This window comes from Paraburkholderia terricola (genome assembly GCF_900142195.1).
GTDB lineage: Bacteria > Pseudomonadota > Gammaproteobacteria > Burkholderiales > Burkholderiaceae > Paraburkholderia > Paraburkholderia terricola.
On the sequence record NZ_FRAB01000012.1, the window covers coordinates 103,183 to 123,093 of the forward strand.

The following is a 19,911-nucleotide window of genomic DNA, read 5'->3' on the forward strand; positions in this document are numbered from 1 at the left end:
ATGATCGGTCGCATTGCCGGCGTTCTGCTGGAAAAAAATCCGCCGCATTTGCTCGTCGACTGCAACGGCGTCGGTTATGAAGTCGACGTGCCGATGAGCACGTTCTACAACCTGCCGTCGACCGGCGAACGTGTCGTGCTGCTCACGCAAATGATCGTGCGCGAGGACGCGCATCTGCTGTATGGCTTCGGCACGGCCGAGGAACGCTCGACCTTCCGCGAACTGCTGAAAATTTCCGGCATCGGCGCGCGCATGGCGCTGGCGGTGCTCTCGGGCATGAGCGTGCACGAACTCGCGCAGACCGTCACGCTGCAGGATGCGGCGCGTCTCACGCGCGTGCCCGGCATCGGCAAGAAAACGGCGGAGCGGCTGCTGCTCGAACTGAAGGGCAAGCTAGGCGCGGATCTCGGCGCGATGGCCGGCGCGGCGTCGGCATCCGGCCACGCCCCCGATATCCTTAACGCGCTGCTTGCCTTGGGCTACTCCGAGAAAGAAGCGTTGGCGGCCGTCAAAAACGTGCCGGCCGGCACCGGCGTTTCCGAGGGCATCAAGCTCGCGTTGAAGGCGCTGTCCAAGGGTTGAAGCCAGGCGCGCGCGGTACAATGAACCCATGATCGAAACCGACAAACTCGCCGCCGAACGCATCATCGCGGCCACGCCCGTCTCGCCGAACGAAGAAGCGTTCGAGCGCGCGTTGCGCCCGCGCCAGCTCGAGGAATACGTCGGGCAGGAAAAAGTGCGCGGCCAGTTGGAAATTTTCATCGAGGCCGCCAGGCGCCGTTCGGAATCGCTCGACCACGTCCTGCTGTTCGGGCCGCCTGGTTTGGGCAAGACCACGCTCGCGCACATCATCGCGCGGGAAATGGGCGTGAATCTGCGGCAAACGTCCGGCCCAGTGCTCGAACGCGCCGGCGATCTCGCCGCGCTGCTCACCAATCTCGAGGCCAACGACGTGCTGTTCATCGACGAAATCCACCGGCTCTCGCCGGTCGTCGAGGAAATTCTGTATCCGGCGTTGGAGGACTATCAGATCGACATCATGATCGGCGAAGGGCCGGCCGCGCGCAGCGTGAAGCTGGACCTGCAGCCGTTCACGCTGGTCGGCGCGACCACGCGTGCGGGCATGCTGACCAATCCGCTGCGTGACCGTTTCGGCATCGTGGCGCGGCTGGAGTTTTATAACGCCGAGGAACTCTCGCGCATCGTCACGCGTTCGGCGTCGCTGCTGAATGCACAGATCCATCCGGACGGCGCGTTTGAAATCGCCAAGCGCGCGCGCGGCACGCCGCGGATCGCCAACCGGCTGCTGCGGCGCGTGCGCGATTTCGCCGAGGTGAAAGCCGACGGCAACATCACCGCGCAAGTGGCCGACGCGGCGCTCAAAATGCTCGACGTGGACGCGGTCGGCTTCGACCTGATGGACCGCAAGCTGCTCGAGGCGATTCTGCACAAGTTCGACGGCGGCCCCGTCGGCGTCGACAATCTCGCGGCTGCCATCGGCGAAGAGCGTGACACGATCGAAGACGTGCTCGAACCGTATCTGATCCAGCAAGGCTTCCTGCAGCGCACGCCGCGTGGGCGGGTCGCCACGCTGCTGACCTACCGGCATTTCGGTCTCGCCGCGCCGGACTCGTCGAGCGGACTGCCGGGCTTGTGGGATTCGGCCGCGACCTGAGCCAGGCGCATGCAGTTGGAAGCGGCGCGCCGATCGACGGGTTACAGCACCTTCTTGAAACTATCGTCCGCGCTGGGCGCATCGAGATGCGACACGTCCGCCCACGACACGATGGACGCCTTGCCGCCGTCAAAATCCACCACGTTCACGCTCGTATTCAGCAACGCGTAATCACGCGGTGCATCGAGCGGCAAGGCGCATGCGAACCGGCGCACGCAATCGAGCACGCCGCCATGCGCGACACACGCGATTCGTCCGCCAGGATGCGCGGCCACTAGCGGCTCGACCGCATGCAGCACGCGATGGTAGAAGACGCGTTGCGACTCACCTTCCGGCGGCGCGAAACCCGGATCACGGGTTTGCCAGTGCGTGTGTTCATCGGGGAAACGAGCGGCGATCTCGTCGCTGTCATGCCCCTGGAACGCACCATAGGAGCGCTCGCGCAAACCCTCGCGCAGTTGCAGCGGCAAGCCGAGCATCTCGGCAATCGGCTGCGCGGTTTGCCGCGCGCGCTGCAGGTCGCTGGAATAAATCGCATCGAGCCGCGCGCCCTGCTTCGCTTCATTCGCGATGCGGCGCGCAAGGCGTTGCGCCTGCTCGAGCCCGGTCGTCGCAAGCGGAATGTCGATGTGACCTTGAATGCGCTTGATGCGGTTCCAGTCGGTCTCGCCGTGGCGGATGAATAGAATCTGCGTGGTCATGGGATGAAGTGGGCGCTATTCGCCGGTTATGCCGAGCCGGTATTGTCGCAAATCCGGCTGGAGAGTAGACGCGGGCGCCGTTGCGCGCCTCGTGTTGACGCGCGCTTCAGGCGTTCGCCTGGAGCCAGAAGGTGACCGGCCCATCATTGACGAGCGACACCTGCATGTCAGCGCCGAATTCGCCTGTCTCCACAATCGGATGCTTCGCGCGGGCCGCCGCAACGAAGTAATCGAAGAGCCGCTTGCCTTCATCCGGTGGCGCGGCTGGCGTGAAGCTGGGGCGCAAGCCGCTGTTCGTATCCGCGGCCAGCGTGAACTGCGAAACGAGCAGCAAACCGCCTGCGCGGCCCGCGCCGTCGAGATTCTGCACGGAGAGATTCATCTTGCCGGCCGCGTCGCTGAACACGCGGTAGCCGAGCACCTTGGCGAGCAGCCGGTCGGCTGCGGCTTCCGTGTCGCCGCGCTCCGCGCAGACGAGCGCCAGCAGCCCCGCTTCGATCGCGCCGGTCACGCGATCGTTCACGCGCACTTCCGCATGCCGCACACGCTGGATCAGCGCGATCATCGGCGCGGCTCCGAATGCAATGCCCGGCTCATCAGGCCGTCAGCGTGACGCGCGCAAAACGGCGCTTGCCGACCTGCACGACGTACTCGCCGGCCTCAACCTTCAGACCCTTGTCGGACACGGTCGCGCCGTCGATCTTCACGCCGCCTTGCTCGATGTTGCGCAGCGCTTCGCTCGTCGACGGCACGAGGTTGGCCTGCTTGAGCAACTGGCCGATCGCGAGCGGCGCGCCGGCCAGCGTGAGCGACGGAATATCGTCCGGCACCCCGCCCTTCGCGCGATGGTTGAAGTCTTCGAGCGCGCGCTCGGCGTCGGCTTGCGAGTGAAAGCGCGCGACGATTTCCTGCCCGAGCATCACCTTGAAATCACGCGGATTGCGACCCGCTTCGATCTCTTTCCTGAAGCCGGCGATCTCTTCCATCGGGCGGAACGAGAGCAGCTCGAAGTAACGCCACATCAGCACGTCGGAAATACTCATCAGCTTGCCGAACATGTCGTTCGGCTTTTCGCTGATGCCGATGTAGTTGTTCTTCGACTTCGACATCTTCTCGACGCCGTCGAGACCTTCGAGCAGCGGCATCGTCAAGATGCACTGCTGTTCCTGGCCGTACTGCTTCTGCAACTCACGGCCCACCAGCAGATTGAATTTTTGATCCGTGCCGCCGAGTTCGAGGTCGGCGTTCAGCGCGACGGAGTCGTAGCCTTGCATCAGCGGGTACAGGAACTCGTGGATCGAGATCGGCACGCCGCTCTGAAAACGCTTGGTGAAATCTTCACGCTCGAGAATCCGCGCGACCGTGTAGCGCGACGCGAGCTTGATCATGCCGTCCGCGCCGAGCGGCATCGACCACTCGCTGTTGTAGCGGATCTCGGTCTTGTCGCGGTCGAGCACGAGCGCGGCCTGCTCGAAATAGGTTTTCGCGTTCGATTCGATCTGCTCGCGCGTGAGCGGCGGCCGCGTGGCGTTACGGCCCGACGGATCGCCGATCAGCGACGTGAAATCGCCGATCAGAAAGATCACCGTGTGACCGAGGTCCTGCAACTGACGCATCTTGTTCAGCACGACCGTATGGCCGATGTGAATGTCCGGCGCGGTGGGATCGAGCCCGAGCTTGATGCGCAGTGGCGTGCCGGTCGCCGCGCTCTTCGCGAGCTTTTGCGCGAATTCCTCTTCGATCAGCAATTCGTCCACGCCGCGCTTGGTGACGGCGAGCGCATGACGGACTTCGTCGGTGATCGGAAAAGCGGGACTGGGCTTGGTGGACTCGGTGCTCATGCTGGAAACTTGAAGTCGCGAAAAAGGGTGATTGTCCCATAGATGCACGCCGCCGCGCCCACTGAGTCGGCCACAACGGGCGCGGCGGCGCACGATTTCCATGTGCGGACGTGGCGGTGAGCGCGGCCGCGCTTTTTCTTCAGCCGCGCTTGCGCCAAGAATCTGCTACAACCAACGCAACGAACCATCGACAGGAGCAGCAACGTGGCGCAAGACCCCGCAGACGGCATCTACTTCGGATTGATGTCAGGCACGAGCATGGACGGCGTGGACGGTGTGGCCGTCAGGTTTGCCCAAGGGAAACCGCCGGAGGTGCTGGCCGAGGCGTTTGTCGGCTTCGCGGCGGGCTTGCGCGAAGCGCTGTTCGCCTTGCAACAGCCGGGAGACAACGAAATCGAACGCGAGGCGCTGGCCGCCAACGCGCTCGCGACCCGTTACACGGTGTGCTGCCACGAACTGCTGCGCGGCGGACGCCTATCCGCCCCGGAGGTGCGCGCGATCGGCGTGCATGGGCAGACGGTGCGGCATCGGCCGGAAAAAGGCTACACGCGGCAGATCAACAACCCCGCGTTGCTCGCGGAAATGATGCATATCGACGTGATCGCCGATTTCCGCAGCCGCGACGTCGCGGCGGGCGGCCAAGGCGCGCCGCTCGTGCCGGCGTTTCATGCCACGGTGTTCGGCATGAAGGACGAGACGCGGGTGGTCTGCAATCTCGGCGGCATCAGCAACATCACGGTTCTGAACGCGACCGGCAGCGTGCGCGGCTTCGACTGCGGGCCGGCGAACGCGCTGCTCGACGAGTGGGCCGAACGCCATCTCGGCAAACCCTTCGACGAGAACGGTCATTTCGCGGCGGGCGGCCAGGTGGACCGCACGCTGCTCAACGCTTTGCTCGATGAGCCGTTTTTCGCGCAGCAGCCGCCGAAAAGTACCGGCCGCGACCTGTTCAATGCGGAATGGCTCGACGCAAAGCTACAGCCGTTCGCAACGCTCGCCCCCGCGGATGTGCAAGCGACCCTGGTCGCCCTCACGGCGGTGACGGTCGCACGCGAAATCGAGCGGCATGCGTCGGATGCGAGAGCGGTCTACGTATGTGGGGGCGGCGCGCGCAACCCGGAGATTCTGAAGGCGCTGCAGCAGGCGCTGGAGGACAGCGGCGTCAGCGGCGTTCCGGTAATGACGACCGACGCGCTCGGCGTGCCGCCGAGCCAGGTCGAGGCGCTAGCGTTCGCCTGGCTGGCGATGCGCTGCGTGGCGCGCCTGCCGGGCAATCTGCCGGCGGTCACCGGTGCGGCCGCGGAACGCGTGCTGGGGGCGATTTATCCTCGCTGACAAATGGAAACGGGGCCGAAGCCCCGTTTCCATTTACAACTTGTTCGCCTAACCGGCCATCAAACCGAGAACGACGAGCCGCAACCGCAGGTGGTCGTGGCGTTCGGGTTCTTGATGACGAACTGCGCGCCGTTGATGTCGTCCTTGTAGTCGATTTCGGCGCCAACCAGATACTGGTAGCTCATCGAATCGATCAGCAACTGGACACCGCTCTTGTTCATGATGGTGTCGTCTTCATTAACGGCTTCGTCGAACGTAAAACCGTACTGAAAGCCCGAGCAGCCGCCGCCCTGCACGAAAACGCGCAGTTTGAGGTCCGCATTGCCTTCTTCTTCGATCAGTTGCTTGACCTTGTCAGCCGCTGCGTCGGTAAAAACGAAGGGGGCGGGCATCTCGGTCACGGGTGTGTCGGTGACTGCGTTCATTCGAACTCTCCAAAAAGCTTCTAACCGCTATTGTAGGGCTGATCTCGATATCGTGCCGAAGCCCACAAAATCAATGGGTTCTTCCACGAAAATCGACGGGCGGCGCGATTGCCGGCAGCACCCCGCCCGAGCGGATGAATCGCCGGCCACGCGCTGAATCCACCGCGACAGAGCGACGCCGCGCGAGCAATAAAAAAGCCGCCTTCGCGAAAGCGTTGGCGGCTTTTGCAGCGCTCCAGCCCGAAAGCCGGTTCGCACCCGAAGCGATTAACGCTTCGAGAATTGCTTCCTGCGACGTGCCTTGTGGAAGCCGACCTTCTTACGTTCGACTTCACGAGCATCACGCGTCACGAAGCCGGCGTGCGACAGTTGCGGCTTCAGCGTTGCGTCGTAGTCCATCAGTGCGCGGGTGATGCCGTGGCGAACCGCACCGGCTTGACCCGTTTCACCGCCACCCGTGACGTTGACCTTGATGTCGAACGTAGCGGCGTGGTTCGTGAGTTCCAGCGGCTGACGCACGATCATGAGCGACGTTTCGCGCGAGAAGTAATCGGCGATGGGCTTGCCGTTCACAACGATATCGCCCTTGCCTGCCTTGATGAAGACGCGTGCGACGGCGCTCTTGCGGCGGCCCGTGCCGTAATTCCAGTTACCGATCATGTGGGCTCCCCTTAGATCTCGAGCGCTTTCGGCTGTTGTGCCGAATGCGGGTGCGTTGCTTCAGCGTAGACCTTCAGCTTCTTGATCATCGCGTAGCCCAGCGGGCCCTTCGGCAGCATGCCCTTGACCGCTTTCTCGAGCGCACGGCCCGGGAAGCGTTCCTGCATCTTGCCGAACGTCGTTTCATAGATACCGCCCGGGTAACCCGAGTGGCGATAGTACTTCTTGTCAGTAGCCTTGTTGCCCGTGACCTTCAGCTTGCCGGCGTTGATAACGATGATGAAATCACCGGTGTCGACGTGGGGAGTGAATTCAGGCTTGTGCTTGCCGCGAAGACGGTGTGCCACTTCGCTGGCGACACGCCCGAGAACCTTATCCGTCGCGTCAATCACGTACCATTCGCGCGTCACCTCATGGGCTTTTGCGGAAAACGTCTTCATGATCGATCCAAAAAAATTGCTGCGCCCAATGTGTTTTTTCCTGCTTGTAGTGTGCGCATCGAGGCGCGTGCAGGCTCTCCCTGTTCTTCCTCCGCGGGCGCGGATGCGGAAAAGCCCTGAATTATAAAGGAATTTGCTACACCAAGTCAAAAGGCGCGGGAGTTTGCGCGAGATGTGCGGTGATCTGGCTGGCAAGGCGCGCTATGTAACCCGCTGTCCTACTGAAATCAGCCTCGCACGGAAAAAGGCGCGGACGAAAAAAAACCCGAACGAGCGGTTCGGGTTTAATCCACCAAAGGAGGAGGTGGAGGAGACAGCGGAGGTTGCGAACTGCTGCAACCGATGAAATCGATTATATGAGACGCCCTTGTGCAACGCAAGAACATTTGCATTGCGAAATGCAATCCCGCAATGTGAGAAACACTATCGTTGCAGGCCGGACGTCGAGTTTCCTTTGAAATTAAGGTACAAGGCCTTTTTGCCAGCGCATGCGGACGTGCCGTCTAGAGTAAAACCCCTAAAGCCCCCAGGCATTCCCCGAACCGACTGCGGATGCCGCACTGCAACACGCAAGTAGCTAGTTCGCATAATTCCGGGCGAAAGTCGCCTCGGGCGGACACCCAAACGCCGGGCTACAATGCGTCTCTCATAGCGAAGCGCGGTGGAGCACAGCATGGAATGCAAAGTTAGCTGGATGGGACAGGACGGGATGGCGTTTGCGGCCGAGACGGGCAGCGGCCACCTCGTCACGATGGATGGCGCGCCGGAAGGCGGCGGCCGCAATCTCGCGCCGCGCCCGATGGAAATGGTTCTGCTCGGCACCGGCGGCTGCACCGCCTACGACGTCGTGATGATCCTGAAGAAAAGCCGCCAGGAAATCGCCGGCTGCTCGGTGACGCTGAAGGCCGAGCGCGCCAGCGAAGACCCGAAAGTGTTCACCAAGGTTCACTTTCATTTCACCGTGACCGGCAAGAACCTGAACCCCGCCACGGTCGAGCGTGCGATCAATCTGTCGCACGACAAATACTGCTCGGCGTCGATCATGATCGCGAAAACCGCCGAGCTCACGCACTCATTCGACATCGTCGCGGGCTAAGGAGTCGCGCGGCGCGCGGTTCGGCGCGCTCGCTGCTAACCGCCGCCCAAGATAAGCACGAAATAAAATGCCGGCGTCCGCATGGACGCCGGCATTTTTGTTATATCAGGTGGCAAAGCAGGCCGATAAGCCGGATTCTGTGCACGCGCCACGTCCGAAAACGCGACGCGCGTGGCAGCCATTCCTCTAGGCGCGCCATTACTGACACGCTCGAGCTTCCTACCCGCAGACGTGACGGGGGCCCCGTCCTGCATCTCGAAGATGCTAGCCTGCCTACTTGGAATTGCTCCGGGTGGAGGTTACCGTGCCGGTCTGCCTTGCAGCAGCCGCGGTGCGCTCTTACCGCACCGTTTCACCCTTACCTGATCCCGGCTTGCGCCGGGCCATCGGCGGTTTGCTTTCTGTTGCCCTGTTCCGCGTGTCGCCACGGATGGCCGTTAGCCATCACCCTGCCCTGTGGAGTCCGGACTTTCCTCGCCCTCTTTGGCCGAAGCCGCGGAGGCCGCGACTGCCTAGCCTGCTTTGCTGGCGAGGATTTTAACACTTGGGTAGCCGGCAAGCCGCTTGAACCGCTGAAATAGCCGAATGGCCAAGTCGATGAGTGGATCCAGTAGAAATCCGGCGCCAGCCCCTTAAAGCCTCTGGCCGGCGCGCCGGCCTGCCCGAAACACGGAAATGTCGTCGTAAAACGCGGGCGATTCGTTCTCCGCCCACCAGCCGGGAATGCCCAGCACGGGAAGCGGCGCGAACATACGGCTCGTCAAGGCGTCGGTGTTCAGGAGCGCCGCGCTCACGGATTCGTCGAGCCACGCGTCGCGCGCCACGGCGTCCCATCGGAAATAGTCGGACGGCACATCGACGATCCACGCATGCCCCGTGCAGGCCTTGAACGGCGCGATCAGCTTTTCCAGCAACGCGTGGCCGAAGCAACGCACTTCGCAACTCGCACCCCAAGCGTCGCGCCGGGCAACCAGCAGCGTCCGCCAGTCGAATCCGCGTAACGCGGCGCTCAATGCCGGATCGGCGCAGGCGAACAGCAACGCGTTCTCGTCGAACAAGGTCAGCGTGTCGCGTACGCCGCCGCGGGTCGGACCGACGCCCAGCACGTCGATTGCCGCCGACTGCCGCGCATTCAGCGCCGCCTTGATACGCGGAAATGCAAACCACATCGAACCGTTGAAGAAGTCATGCAGATTGTGGCGTGTCGGCACGCAGCCGGTGGCCGCGATATGCGCCTCGTATGCGGCGCCGGGCGGCAGATCGTCTTGCGCGATGAACGCAAGCCGCTGCCCGCGCCCGGTGGTCTGCCGCATCTCGCCGGCATCGGCGTTCATTTCGGCGAGCAAGGCCGCGTAACTGGTCAGCGCGGCCTGCTGCCAGCGCTGGCCGCGCCCGGCGAACTGCGCGAACCACGGCGCCGTCCAGTCGATATCGGCGAAGCCTGGCCGCGCCGCGTCACGCACCTGCATCTAAGGCGACCTCAAACCAGGCGCCAGGCGATCGACTCACCGCCACGCAGCGGCACAACCGGCGTGTCGCCGACCGGCAGTTCGGCCGGCAACGTCCATTCCTCGCGACGCAGCGTGACCTTCTCCGCGCTGCGCGGCAGGTCGTAAAAATCAGCGCCGAAAAAGCTGGCGAAGCCTTCGAACTTGTCCAGCGCGCCCGCTTTGTCGAATGCTTCCGTATAGAGCTCGAGCGCGTGCAGCGCCGTGTAGCAACCCGCGCAGCCGCACGCGTGTTCCTTCAGACCCTTCGGATGCGGCGCGCTGTCGGTGCCGAGAAAGAAACGCGGATTGCCGGAAGTGGCCGCCTCGACCAGGGCCACACGATGCGTCTCGCGCTTGAGCACCGGCAAGCAGTAGTAATGCGGACGAATGCCGCCCTGGAAAATCGCGTTGCGGTTGTACAGCAGGTGATGCGCGGTGATGGTCGCGCCCAGCAGCCCCGGCGCCACGCCGGCTTCGCGGATGTAGTCGACCGCATCTTTCGTGGTGATGTGTTCGAACACCACCTTCAGCGCCGGAAATTCGCGGCGCAGCGGCGTCATCACGCGGTCGATGAAAACTTTTTCACGGTCGAACAAATCGATCGACGAATCCGTCACTTCGCCATGCACGAGCAGCGGCATGCCGGTTTCCTGCATCACTTCGAGCGTTTTCGCGCACTTCATGATGTCGGTGACGCCCGCGTCGGAGTTGGTCGTCGCGCCCGCCGGATACAGCTTCACGCCATGCACGAAACCGCTTTCGCGTGCGCGGCGGATTTCGTCGGGCGGCGTGTTGTCGGTCAGATAGAGGGTCATCAGCGGCTCGAACCGCGCGCCGGCCGGAATCGCGGCGATGATCCGCTCGCGGTACGCCTGCGCCATCGCCGTGGTGGTGACCGGCGGCTTCAGGTTCGGCATGATGATCGCGCGACCGAACTGGCGTGCGGTATCCGGCAGCACGGCGGCGAGCATCGCGCCGTCGCGCACATGCAGATGCCAGTCGTCCGGGCGAGCGATGGTGAGGGAATCGATGGGAGCGTTGGGAGCGGTCATGGCGAAGGGGCGAGATTATGCGGCAAAAAGCCAATCGACCTGTTCAAACCGCAACATTGCAGCCTAAACACACGTCAATTTTGCTATTTGGCGTTTCTGGCTCGGTGATATGCTTGGAATTCATCATTGTAACGGCTCGCCCCGTTCACAGGCTTACCCGCAACATGTGCCAACTTCTCGGAATGAACTGCGCCGCGCCAACGGACGTCACGTTCTCGTTCACCGGCTTTGCGGCGCGCGGCGGCGTCACCGATCACCACGCGGACGGCTGGGGTATCGCCTTCTTCGAAGACAAAGCCTGCCGCCTGTTCATCGACCATCAATCGTCGGCCACCTCGCCGATCGCCGAGATGGTCAAGCGCTATCCGATCAAATCGAAGAACACCATTGCGCATATCCGCAAGGCGACGCAAGGGCACATCCTGCTGGAAAACTGCCATCCGTTCATGCGCGAATTGTGGGGGCGCCACTGGATCTTCGCGCATAACGGCGACCTGCAAGATTACTCGCCGGCGCTGACGGGCGTTTATCAGCCGGTCGGCACGACCGATAGCGAGCTCGCGTTCTGCGCGCTGTTGCAAGGCTTGCGCAAGGCTTTCCCCGGCACGCAGCCGCCGCTCGACGAACTGTTCGCCGCGCTCGAAACGCTCACGCGTGAAATCACACAATTCGGCGTGTTCAATTTCCTGATGTCGAACGGCCAGGCGCTGTTTGCGCATTGCTCGACGCACCTGCACTACATCGTGCGGCGCTGGCCGTTTTCCACCGCGCATCTGGTCGACGCGGACGTCTCGATCGACTTCGCCAAATACACCACGCCGGAAGACCGGGTCGCGGTGATCGCAACCAAGCCGCTGACCGACAACGAAGTGTGGACCGCGTTCGAACCGGGCGATCTGCTGATGTTCCAGCACGGCGACGTCATCGGCCGCGTCAACGTGCCGGTGCCGGCCTCGGTGCTCGAGAAGCTGCGGAATCCGGCGCTGGATGCGTCGGCCTCGGTGAGCACGATAGCGGCTTCGGTCGAACCCGCCAGTCCTGCCGGGACGGAGGCCGAAGTCGATCTCGAAGCGGCCGACGACGCCGCCGCGTTCGAATCCTGAGCCACGACGCGCCTGCACTCGCAGGCGTCGACAGTCCGCGCGCCGCACATGAAAAAGCCGCTTCGTCCCCGAAGCGGCTTTTCTTTTTCTCCCGGCGAGGGCCGCGCCCAATAAACCGCGCGGCCGCAAAAGACTCAGTGCAGGATTTTCGCCAGAAAATCCTTCGCGCGATCCGACTTCGGATTCGCGAAGAAATCTTCCTTGCGGTCGTCTTCGACGATCAAGCCCTTGTCCATGAAGATCACGCGATGCGCGACCTTCTTCGCAAAGCCCATTTCGTGCGTGACGCACATCATCGTCATGCCTTCCTGCGCGAGTTCGACCATCACGTCGAGCACTTCGTTGATCATCTCAGGATCGAGCGCCGAGGTCGGCTCGTCGAACAGCATCGCAATCGGGTCCATCGACAACGCGCGTGCAATCGCCACGCGCTGCTGCTGCCCGCCCGACAACTGCCCCGGATACTTGTCCGCGTGCGCACGCAGACCCACGCGATCGAGCAGCTTATAGCCCTTGGTCGTGGCTTCCTCGTTCGAGCGGCCCAGCACCTTGATCTGCGCGAGCGTCAGGTTCTGCACGATCGACAGATGCGGGAACAATTCGAAATGCTGGAACACCATGCCGACTTTCGCGCGCAACTTCGAGAGATTGGTTTTCTTGTCGGTGAGCGACTGGCCGTTGATGACGATCTCGCCCTTCTGGAACGGCTCGAGGCCATTGACGGTTTTGATCAGCGTGGACTTGCCCGAGCCCGACGGCCCGCACACCACCACCACTTCACCCTTTTTGACTTCCGTCGTGCAGTCGGTCAGCACTTGAAATTGACCGTACCACTTCGAAACATTCTTGATAGAGATCATCTTGCGACCTTTTTCTGAAGACCTTTGACGAGGCTCGACGCGACCACACAGATCACGAAATAACACGCGCCAGCGAACAGTACCATCTCGACATTCGTGCCGTCACGGTCGCCAATATTCGTGGCGGTGCGGAAGAAGTCGGCGAGGCTGATCACGTAGACGAGCGACGTATCCTGAAACAGCACGATGCCTTGCGTGAGCAGAAGCGGCACCATTGCGCGGAACGCCTGCGGCAGCACCACGAGACGCATGGCCTGCGCGTAGTTCATGCCGAGCGCGAACGACGCATTGACCTGCCCGCGCGGCACCGACTGGATGCCGGCGCGAATGATCTCGGAATAGTACGCCGCCTCGAACAGCGAGAAAGCGACCATTGCCGACGCGAGGCGAATATCGATATCGGGCGAGAGCCCGAGCACGTTCTGCAACACCTGCGGCACGATCAGGAAGAACCACAGCAGAACCATCACCAGCGGGATCGAACGGAAGATCGTGACGTAGCCCTTCGCGAACCACTCGAAGGGCTTGAACGACGACAACCGCAACATGGCGAGCACCGTGCCCCAGATGATGCCGATCACGATCGCGATCAGGGTGATCTTGATGGTAACGATGGCGCCGGTCCACAGCGTAGGCAGTGCGCCCGGAATACCGCTCCAGTCGAAATGGTGCATCACTTGCCTCCGATATAGCCGGGCAACCGGGTCTTGGCTTCGACCCAGCGCATCAGTTGCATCACGATCAGATTGATCAACACATACGCCAGCGTGACCGCGATGAACGACTCATACGTCTGCGACGTGTAGTCGACCAGTTGGCGCGCCTGCGCGGACAGATCCAGCAGACCGATGGTCGACGCAACCGCCGAGTTCTTGAAAATATTCAGAAACTCGGACGTAAGCGGCGGCACGATGATGCGGTACGCGACCGGCAACAGCACGTAGCGATACGTCTGCCATTGCGTGAAGCCCATTGCCAGGCCCGCGGCGCGCTGGCCGCGCGGCAACGCGTTGATGCCCGAGCGCACCTGCTCGCACACGCGCGCCGCGGTGAACAGTCCGAGACAGATAATCGACGATGAGAAGAACTGCGCACTCGGCGGCAGTTGCTTGTACCAGGTGCCGATCGACACGGGCAGCAACTCCGGTATCACCAGATACCAGATGAAGAACTGCACGATCAGCGGGATGTTGCGGAAAATCGCGACATAGAGCGTGCCGATGCCCGACGCCCATTTGTTCGGCACCGTGCGCAGCACGCCGAACAGCGAGCCGACGATCAGCGCGATCACCCATGCCGACAGCGACACGGTAATCGTCACCCAGAAGCCGGACATCAGCCAGCCCAGATAGGTGGTCGGCTCGCCGGTCGAGACCGGACTCAGCAGAATGCCCCAGTTCCAGTGATATGACATGACCAAGACTCCAGCAAAAAGAAACGGAAGAAGCGTGCGGCCCCTTCCGTTTCGTTCAGCAATTCAAAAACAGCTAAGGTTTAATCGATAGCCTTGTCATTCGGGCTCTTGTAGAGCGCCTTGATGTCGTCGCTTTCCGGGAAGTTCAGGTTCAGGCCCTTCGGCGGAATCGGCGATTCGAACCACTTCTTGTAGATCTGGCTGGCTTCGCCCGAGGTTTCGACCTTCGCGATCGCGTCGTCGACAACCTTCTTGAACTCCGGATCGTTCTTGCGAATCATGCAGCCGTATGCTTCGTGCGATTGCGGCGCGCCGACGATCACGAAGTCGTCCGGCTTGTTCGATTTCGCGCGTTCGCCTGCCAGCAGCGCGTCGTCCATCATGAACGCGGCGGCGCGGCCGGTGGAGAGCGTCAGGAACGACTCGCCATGATCCTTCGCGCTGATGATGTTCATGCCCATGCTCTTGTCCTGGTTCATCTTGCGAAGCAGGCGCTCGGAGGTGGTGCCGGCGGTCGTGACGACCGTCTTGCCCTTCAGGTCGGCCCAGTCCTTGATGCCCGAGTCTTTCTTGGTCATCAAGCGTGTGCCGATCACGAAGATCGTGTTGGAGAATGCGACCTGTTGCTGGCGCTCGGCGTTATTCGTGGTCGAACCGCATTCCATGTCGACGGTGCCGTTCTGCACCAGCGGAATACGGTTTTGCGACGTAACCGGCGTCAGCTTGACCTTCAGGCCAGGCATGTTCAGCTTCTGCTTGACCGCCTCAACCACTTTCAGCGCGAATTCCTGCGAATAGCCGATGACATTCTGCTTGTCGTCGTAATACGAGAACGGGATCGACGATTCGCGATGGCCCAGCGAAATGACGCCCGTGTCCTTGATCTTTTTCAGCGTACCGGCGTCTTGCGCATGCGCGCCAACCGTAAACAGTCCGAGAGTCGCGAGCAGCAGCGCAGCTTTTTTAACCTTCATTTGTGATCTCCTTGGCAAGAACCGGCGCCAGTTTAGCAAAGTAATTATTCTGAAAGTATGGCTATAAACCATGTTTGTTGCGTCTCGCCCAAAGGGGACTTGCTTCGGGGCGCGCGCCGCTATGGTTTACAGCGCCTTAACCCAATCAGTCAAGCTTTCCGGGCATGCGAATGCGGGCGGCATCGATACGATGCCGCCCGCCGGGTAACACACGCGGTCTTGTGAACCGCGTTGAAGCAAGCGTATTCGAGCGGGTCCGCGGGTGGCGGAGCCGCCGTTCACGCAAACCGATCAGGGATACAGGCCGCGCATTTCGCGCGCTTGCAGAATCCGCTTACACGCGACGATAAACGCCGCGGTACGCACGGAGACGTTCTGCTCGCTCGACACCTGCCACACCGCGGCGAATGCTTCTCGCATCACGCGCTCGAGGCGCTGGTTGATTTCGTCCTCGGTCCAGAAGAAGCTCGAGAAATCCTGCACCCATTCGAAGTACGACACCGTCACGCCGCCCGCATTGGCCACGACGTCCGGAATCACGAGAATGCCGCGATCGTGCAGGATGTCGTCCGCCGCCGTGGTGGTCGGGCCGTTGGCGCCTTCCACGATGATCTTCGTCCTGATCTTGCCGGCGTTCTTTTCGGTGATCTGGTTTTCCAGCGCGGCCGGAATCAGGATGTCGGACTCGACGGTCCAGAATTCCTCGTTCGTCACGGCATCCGCTTCGGGGAAGCCACCCACGCCGCCCGTCTTCGCCACGTGTTCGAGCAAGGCGACCGCATCGATACCGGTCGACTTGTACAGCGAGCCGGTGTGATCCTGCACCGCGACCACCTTCGCGCCCGCTTCCTGGAACAGACGCGCGGCGATGCCGCCCACGTTGCCGAAGCCTTGCACGGCGATGCGCGCGCCTTCGATATCGAAGCCGATGCGGCGCGCCGCTTCGCAGCCGACCACGAACACGCCGCGGCCCGTCGCCTCGCGGCGGCCCAGCGAACCACCCAGCGTGATCGGCTTGCCCGTCACGACGCCGGTCGCCGTTTGGCCCTGGTTCATCGAGTACGTGTCCATCATCCACGCCATGATCTGCTCGTTCGTGTTCACGTCCGGCGCGGGAATGTCGGTGTTCGGTCCGATGATGATGCCGATTTCACTCGTGTAGCGGCGCGTCATGCGCTCCAGTTCGCCACGCGACAAGGTGCGCGGGTCGACGCGGATGCCGCCCTTGGCGCCGCCGTAAGGCACGTTCACCGCCGCGTTCTTCACCGACATCCACGCGGACAGCGCCATCACTTCCGACAGCGTCACGTCCTGGTGATAGCGCACGCCGCCCTTGCCCGGACCGCGCGACACGTTGTGCTGCACGCGATAGCCCTCGAAGTGCGCGACGGTGCCGTTATCGAGTTCGATAGGCACGTCGACGATCAGGATGCGCTTCGGGCGCTTCAGGGTTTCGAGCCAGCGGGACAGCGAGCCGAGGTACGGCGCGACGCGGTCGACCTGACGCAGGTAGTTGCCCCAGGGGCCGAGGTCTTCGCTGTTGAGGTAGGAGGGAATGGACTGCAACGTTGCGGCGGATTGTGCGGCTTGCTGCTGGGAAGACATGAACGCTCCGGCGTTGATCGAATAGCAGCATTGTGGAAAAACGCCATTTTGAAATCCAATGCCGTTTCCTTATCCGATTATGTTTTATTTGCATAACCATCGGAAAGCCGCAAATCCACGTCGTGGCAAAGCATGTTTTTCAGCGGGCATCCGCGCCATGCGCCAGTTCCTCGGCGACGACCTCCCACAACTGCCGCACGAGTACCTGCCGGGCATCGTCGCTCTTCGCCGCCAGTTTGTCGCGGTAGAGGCGAATCTCCATGGTCAGCGTGAGTTGCCCTTCCGGCGTGCCGCGCGTGGCGCGATCGAGACGGATCAGCTTGCCCTCGGCGACCGCGTCCTCCACCGCGCTATGCGGCAGGAACGCGACGCCGTGGCCGGCCAGCGCCATCGCCTTGAGTCCCTCGGCCATGTCGGTTTCGTAGAGCCGGTCGAGGTACAGGCGCTCCGGCGCGTTGGCGAGGATCACCTCGGTCATGCGGCCCAGATACGCGTTCGGCGTGTACGACAGATACGGCGTGGACGCCTCGGCGGTGCCCGGCAGCGTATGGCGCGGACGGCCGGCGCGGCCCGGCGCCGAAAACGGACTGATCGGCTCGTTGCCGAGCGTCAGCATGTCGTAGCGGGCGGGGTCGAGCGCGACCGGATGGCTCGGGTGGTGATAGCCCATCATCAGATCGCAGCCGCCCTCCACCAGCGACAACGCCGCGTCGTGCACGTTCAGCGCGCGCAGTCGCGTGTGGATCGTGCCCATCTGCGCTTCGATGCGCTGCAGCCAGCGCGGAAAGTACGTGAGCGACAGCGTGTGCGGCACCGCGAACTCGATGGTCGCTTGCGGCGTCGCCGTATGGCCGCGCAGCAACGCGCGGGCCTCGTGGAACTGCGACAGCATCGCGAGCGCCTGCTCGTTGAAAACCTGACCGGCCGCCGTGAGCCGCGTCGGATAAACGGAACGGTCGATCAGTTCAGTGCCGAGCCACGCTTCGAGCGCCTGAATGCGCCGGGAAAACGCCGGCTGGGTGACGTGGCGTAATTCGGCCGAACGGCTGAAACTGCGCGTTTCCGCGAGCGAAACGAAGTCTTCGAGCCATTTCAGTTCCATGCGTAGCCTGCCGCCGGCGGGAGAGAAGAAGTCAGCATTCTAGATCGTGCCGCCATGCGGGGCGCGGGCGGGAGCGGAAATCAGGAGCGGCACCGTCCGGTGGTAAAATTCGCGGTTCCCGCAGTTTCCTCCGCGTTTTTCATCCTTGCGTCAGCCCCCATCATGTCCGACACCCGCCCCGACACCCTGTTCGCGCTGAACGCGCTCTCCCCGCTCGACGGCCGCTACGCCGCGAAAACCGAAGCCCTGCGCGACTGGCTTTCGGAAGCCGCATTCATGCGCAATCGCGTGACGGTCGAAATTCACTGGCTGATCGCGCTCTCGCGCGCGGGTTTCGCCGAGGTGCCGCGCTTTTCCGAAGCCTCCGAGCAATTCCTGCTGCAACTGGCCGAGCGCTTCACCGCGCACGACGCCGCGCGCATCAAGGAAATCGAGCGCGTGACGAATCACGACGTGAAAGCGGTCGAGTACTGGCTGAAGGAATCGGTGAAAGGTCAGGAAGAACTGGAGCGCGCCAGCGAGTTCATTCACTTTGCCTGCACGTCCGAAGACATCAACAATACGTCGCACGGGCTGATGCTGGCCGGCGCGCGCGAGCACGTCATTTTGCCCGCGCTGCGCTCGGTGCATCAGCGCCTCGTCGCACTCGCGCACGCGCACGCCGAACAGCCGATGCTGTCGCGCACGCACGGCCAGCCGGCGAGCCCCACCACGCTCGGCAAGGAAATCGCCAACGTCGCCGCGCGCCTGGAACGCGCAATCGACCGTGTCGCGAAGGTCGAACTGCTCGGCAAGATGAACGGCGCGGTCGGCAACTTCAACGCGCATCTGTCCGCCTATCCCGAGTTCGACTGGGAAGCGTTCTCGCGTGAAGTGGTCGAGCAGCGTCTGAAGCTCACGTTCAATCCGTACACGATCCAGATCGAGCCGCACGACTACATGGCCGAACTGTTCGACGCGGTGTCGCGCGCCAATACGATCCTGCTGGATCTGGACCGCGACGTGTGGGGCTACATCTCGGTCGGCTACTTCAAGCAGCGCACGAAGGCCGGCGAGATCGGTTCGTCGACGATGCCGCACAAGGTCAATCCGATCGACTTCGAAAACTCGGAAGGCAATCTCGGCCTGGCAAACGCCACGCTGCGCCACCTCGCCGACAAGCTGCCGGTTTCGCGCTGGCAGCGCGACCTGACCGACTCGACGGTGCTGCGCAATATGGGGGTCGCGTTCGGTTACTCGCTGCTCGCGTACGACTCGCTGATCCGCGGTCTCGACAAGCTCGAAGTGAACGCGCAGCGCCTGAACGAAGATCTCGACAATTGCTGGGAAGTGCTGGCCGAGCCGGTGCAAACGGTGATGCGCCGCTACGGCATCGAGAATCCTTACGAGCAGTTGAAGGAATTGACGCGCGGCAAGGGCATCACGCGCGAGGCGCTGCAAACGTTCGTCAGCGGCCTTGCGATCCCGCAAGACGCGAAGGATCGCTTGCTCGCGATGACGCCGGCTTCGTACATCGGCAAGGCGGTCGAACTGGCGAAGCGGATTGCCTGAGCTTCCCGCCGGGGCTCATGACATGAAAACCCGGGCATGAAAAAGGCGCTCCACAGAGCGCCTTTTTTCATGCCAGCACGTCAGCTAACCGCTCACCGCGATTGAACCTGCTTCAACACATCGTCGATGATCGCCTCGGGCGACAACTCGATGCTCACCGTGATCGCCTCATCCGGGCCCGGCTCCTCGAGCGTATCGAGCTGGCTTTGCAGCAGCGACGGATCGAAGAAGTGGCCGGTGCGCATCGTCAAACGCTGTTCCAGCACTTCGCGCGAACCCTTCAGGTAGACGAAGCACACATCCTTGTCGCCGTCGCGCAGCACGTCGCGATACGAGCGCTTGAGCGACGAACACGTGAACACCGCCGTCTCGCCCGCCTTCTGCTTTTCTTCGATCGCGGCGCGGATGGTTTTCAGCCAGGGCCAACGGTCCTCGTCGGTGAGCGGAATGCCCTGGTGCATTTTCTCCTTGTTGGCGGCGCTGTGAAACGCGTCGCCGTCGGTGAACGCGCACTGCAGGCGTTCCGCCAGCATTTCGCCAATCCTCGTCTTGCCGGCGCCCGACACGCCCATTGCGATCAAAATCAT

Annotated in this window: 21 protein-coding genes and 1 other RNA gene; 6 read left to right on the forward strand and 16 right to left on the reverse strand. The window is 62.5% G+C overall.

Annotated elements, in window-relative coordinates; genetic code table 11:
- Positions 1–582: a Holliday junction branch migration protein RuvA gene (ruvA, locus tag BUE39_RS13075; RefSeq protein WP_073429091.1), complete on the forward strand. Its 582-nt coding sequence runs from the start codon at positions 1–3 to the stop codon at positions 580–582.
- 28 nt (positions 583–610) lie between these two features.
- Entirely contained in the window at positions 611–1,675 is a 1,065-nt protein-coding gene (gene ruvB / locus BUE39_RS13080; RefSeq protein WP_073429092.1) for a Holliday junction branch migration DNA helicase RuvB, read from the forward strand.
- Between the two features lie 41 nt (positions 1,676–1,716).
- On the opposite strand, the gene BUE39_RS13085 is transcribed toward ruvB, so the two are convergent.
- From BUE39_RS13085 to tyrS, 3 genes are all read right to left on the reverse strand, one after another.
- A complete protein-coding gene (locus tag BUE39_RS13085) occupies positions 1,717–2,376 on the reverse strand; it encodes a histidine phosphatase family protein (protein WP_073429093.1) in 660 nt (219 codons plus the stop codon).
- A gap of 106 nt (positions 2,377–2,482) precedes the next feature.
- Complete coding sequence (dtd, locus tag BUE39_RS13090; RefSeq protein ID WP_073429094.1) at positions 2,483–2,941, reverse strand: D-aminoacyl-tRNA deacylase; 459 nt, start codon at positions 2,939–2,941, stop codon at positions 2,483–2,485.
- Between the two features lie 31 nt (positions 2,942–2,972).
- Positions 2,973–4,217, reverse strand: coding sequence for a tyrosine--tRNA ligase (gene tyrS, locus BUE39_RS13095; protein WP_073429095.1), 1,245 nt, complete (start codon positions 4,215–4,217; stop codon positions 2,973–2,975).
- A 204-nt stretch (positions 4,218–4,421) separates the two neighbouring features.
- On the opposite strand from tyrS, the gene BUE39_RS13100 reads away from it, so the two are divergent.
- Complete coding sequence (locus BUE39_RS13100; RefSeq protein ID WP_073429096.1) at positions 4,422–5,552, forward strand: anhydro-N-acetylmuramic acid kinase; 1,131 nt, start codon at positions 4,422–4,424, stop codon at positions 5,550–5,552.
- A 59-nt stretch (positions 5,553–5,611) separates the two neighbouring features.
- On the opposite strand, the gene erpA is transcribed toward BUE39_RS13100, so the two are convergent.
- The 3 genes from erpA to rplM all read right to left on the reverse strand — a co-directional run bounded on the left by erpA (position 5,612) and on the right by rplM (position 7,077).
- Positions 5,612–5,977, reverse strand: coding sequence for an iron-sulfur cluster insertion protein ErpA (gene erpA / locus BUE39_RS13105; protein WP_073429097.1), 366 nt, complete (start codon positions 5,975–5,977; stop codon positions 5,612–5,614).
- Positions 5,978–6,244: 267 nt separating this feature from the next.
- Entirely contained in the window at positions 6,245–6,637 is a 393-nt protein-coding gene (rpsI, locus tag BUE39_RS13110) for a 30S ribosomal protein S9 (RefSeq protein ID WP_073429098.1), read from the reverse strand.
- An 11-nt stretch (positions 6,638–6,648) separates the two neighbouring features.
- On the reverse strand, positions 6,649–7,077 hold the full coding sequence (rplM, locus tag BUE39_RS13115) for a 50S ribosomal protein L13 (RefSeq protein WP_020069304.1): 429 nt from the start codon (positions 7,075–7,077) through the stop codon (positions 6,649–6,651).
- Between the two features lie 673 nt (positions 7,078–7,750).
- On the opposite strand from rplM, the gene BUE39_RS13120 reads away from it, so the two are divergent.
- The gene (locus BUE39_RS13120; RefSeq protein ID WP_073429099.1) at positions 7,751–8,173 is read left to right on the forward strand and encodes an OsmC family protein; all 423 of its coding nucleotides are present in this window, start codon (positions 7,751–7,753) and stop codon (positions 8,171–8,173) included.
- 110 nt (positions 8,174–8,283) lie between these two features.
- On the opposite strand, the gene rnpB is transcribed toward BUE39_RS13120, so the two are convergent.
- The 3 genes from rnpB to pyrC all read right to left on the reverse strand — a co-directional run bounded on the left by rnpB (position 8,284) and on the right by pyrC (position 10,715).
- Positions 8,284–8,697: RNase P RNA component class A (gene rnpB, locus BUE39_RS13125), an RNA gene on the reverse strand.
- 108 nt (positions 8,698–8,805) lie between these two features.
- Entirely contained in the window at positions 8,806–9,642 is an 837-nt protein-coding gene (locus BUE39_RS13130) for a DUF3025 domain-containing protein (protein WP_073429100.1), read from the reverse strand.
- Positions 9,643–9,653: 11 nt separating this feature from the next.
- Complete coding sequence (gene pyrC, locus BUE39_RS13135) at positions 9,654–10,715, reverse strand: dihydroorotase (RefSeq protein ID WP_073429101.1); 1,062 nt, start codon at positions 10,713–10,715, stop codon at positions 9,654–9,656.
- A gap of 164 nt (positions 10,716–10,879) precedes the next feature.
- On the opposite strand from pyrC, the gene BUE39_RS13140 reads away from it, so the two are divergent.
- Entirely contained in the window at positions 10,880–11,818 is a 939-nt protein-coding gene (locus tag BUE39_RS13140; protein WP_073429102.1) for a class II glutamine amidotransferase, read from the forward strand.
- A 134-nt stretch (positions 11,819–11,952) separates the two neighbouring features.
- Here BUE39_RS13140 and BUE39_RS13145 read toward each other — a convergent pair whose 3' ends face one another.
- The 6 genes from BUE39_RS13145 to BUE39_RS13170 all read right to left on the reverse strand — a co-directional run bounded on the left by BUE39_RS13145 (position 11,953) and on the right by BUE39_RS13170 (position 17,773).
- A complete protein-coding gene (locus tag BUE39_RS13145) occupies positions 11,953–12,678 on the reverse strand; it encodes an amino acid ABC transporter ATP-binding protein (protein WP_073429103.1) in 726 nt (241 codons plus the stop codon).
- Entirely contained in the window at positions 12,675–13,352 is a 678-nt protein-coding gene (gene gltK / locus BUE39_RS13150; protein WP_073429104.1) for a glutamate/aspartate ABC transporter permease GltK, read from the reverse strand. Before gltK ends, BUE39_RS13145 begins: the two co-directional genes overlap by 4 nt.
- On the reverse strand, positions 13,352–14,092 hold the full coding sequence (locus tag BUE39_RS13155) for an amino acid ABC transporter permease (protein WP_073429105.1): 741 nt from the start codon (positions 14,090–14,092) through the stop codon (positions 13,352–13,354). The genes gltK and BUE39_RS13155 overlap by 1 nt, the downstream gene beginning before the upstream one ends.
- Positions 14,093–14,172: 80 nt before the next feature.
- Positions 14,173–15,066, reverse strand: a complete 894-nt coding sequence (locus BUE39_RS13160) for a glutamate/aspartate ABC transporter substrate-binding protein (protein ID WP_073429106.1) — start codon at positions 15,064–15,066, stop codon at positions 14,173–14,175.
- 291 nt (positions 15,067–15,357) lie between these two features.
- Positions 15,358–16,671 carry a Glu/Leu/Phe/Val family dehydrogenase gene (locus BUE39_RS13165; RefSeq protein ID WP_073429107.1) on the reverse strand — a complete coding sequence of 438 codons (1,314 nt, stop codon included), beginning with the start codon at positions 16,669–16,671 and terminating at the stop codon, positions 15,358–15,360.
- A 139-nt stretch (positions 16,672–16,810) separates the two neighbouring features.
- Positions 16,811–17,773: a LysR family transcriptional regulator gene (locus tag BUE39_RS13170; RefSeq protein ID WP_073429108.1), complete on the reverse strand. Its 963-nt coding sequence runs from the start codon at positions 17,771–17,773 to the stop codon at positions 16,811–16,813.
- 162 nt (positions 17,774–17,935) lie between these two features.
- Between BUE39_RS13170 and purB the strand changes: the two genes are divergently transcribed.
- Positions 17,936–19,324 carry an adenylosuccinate lyase gene (purB, locus tag BUE39_RS13175; RefSeq protein WP_073429109.1) on the forward strand — a complete coding sequence of 463 codons (1,389 nt, stop codon included), beginning with the start codon at positions 17,936–17,938 and terminating at the stop codon, positions 19,322–19,324.
- 92 nt (positions 19,325–19,416) lie between these two features.
- Here purB and BUE39_RS13180 read toward each other — a convergent pair whose 3' ends face one another.
- The gene (locus BUE39_RS13180; protein WP_073429110.1) at positions 19,417–19,911 is read right to left on the reverse strand and encodes a gluconokinase; all 495 of its coding nucleotides are present in this window, start codon (positions 19,909–19,911) and stop codon (positions 19,417–19,419) included.

Coding starts and splice junctions, on each gene's coding strand:
- ruvA (WP_073429091.1), top strand. CDS start 1: ATGATCGGTCGCATTGCCGGCGTTCTGCTGGAAAAAAATCCGCCGCAT.
- ruvB (WP_073429092.1), top strand. CDS start 611: ATGATCGAAACCGACAAACTCGCCGCCGAACGCATCATCGCGGCCACG.
- BUE39_RS13085 (WP_073429093.1), bottom strand. CDS start 2,376: ATGACCACGCAGATTCTATTCATCCGCCACGGCGAGACCGACTGGAAC.
- dtd (WP_073429094.1), bottom strand. CDS start 2,941: ATGATCGCGCTGATCCAGCGTGTGCGGCATGCGGAAGTGCGCGTGAAC.
- tyrS (WP_073429095.1), bottom strand. CDS start 4,217: ATGAGCACCGAGTCCACCAAGCCCAGTCCCGCTTTTCCGATCACCGAC.
- erpA (WP_073429097.1), bottom strand. CDS start 5,977: ATGAACGCAGTCACCGACACACCCGTGACCGAGATGCCCGCCCCCTTC.
- rpsI (WP_073429098.1), bottom strand. CDS start 6,637: ATGATCGGTAACTGGAATTACGGCACGGGCCGCCGCAAGAGCGCCGTC.
- rplM (WP_020069304.1), bottom strand. CDS start 7,077: ATGAAGACGTTTTCCGCAAAAGCCCATGAGGTGACGCGCGAATGGTAC.
- BUE39_RS13120 (WP_073429099.1), top strand. CDS start 7,751: ATGGAATGCAAAGTTAGCTGGATGGGACAGGACGGGATGGCGTTTGCG.
- BUE39_RS13130 (WP_073429100.1), bottom strand. CDS start 9,642: ATGCAGGTGCGTGACGCGGCGCGGCCAGGCTTCGCCGATATCGACTGG.
- pyrC (WP_073429101.1), bottom strand. CDS start 10,715: ATGACCGCTCCCAACGCTCCCATCGATTCCCTCACCATCGCTCGCCCG.
- BUE39_RS13140 (WP_073429102.1), top strand. CDS start 10,880: ATGTGCCAACTTCTCGGAATGAACTGCGCCGCGCCAACGGACGTCACG.
- BUE39_RS13145 (WP_073429103.1), bottom strand. CDS start 12,678: ATGATCTCTATCAAGAATGTTTCGAAGTGGTACGGTCAATTTCAAGTG.
- gltK (WP_073429104.1), bottom strand. CDS start 13,352: ATGCACCATTTCGACTGGAGCGGTATTCCGGGCGCACTGCCTACGCTG.
- BUE39_RS13155 (WP_073429105.1), bottom strand. CDS start 14,092: ATGTCATATCACTGGAACTGGGGCATTCTGCTGAGTCCGGTCTCGACC.
- BUE39_RS13160 (WP_073429106.1), bottom strand. CDS start 15,066: ATGAAGGTTAAAAAAGCTGCGCTGCTGCTCGCGACTCTCGGACTGTTT.
- BUE39_RS13165 (WP_073429107.1), bottom strand. CDS start 16,671: ATGTCTTCCCAGCAGCAAGCCGCACAATCCGCCGCAACGTTGCAGTCC.
- BUE39_RS13170 (WP_073429108.1), bottom strand. CDS start 17,773: ATGGAACTGAAATGGCTCGAAGACTTCGTTTCGCTCGCGGAAACGCGC.
- purB (WP_073429109.1), top strand. CDS start 17,936: ATGTCCGACACCCGCCCCGACACCCTGTTCGCGCTGAACGCGCTCTCC.
- BUE39_RS13180 (WP_073429110.1), bottom strand. CDS start 19,911: ATGATTTTGATCGCAATGGGCGTGTCGGGCGCCGGCAAGACGAGGATT.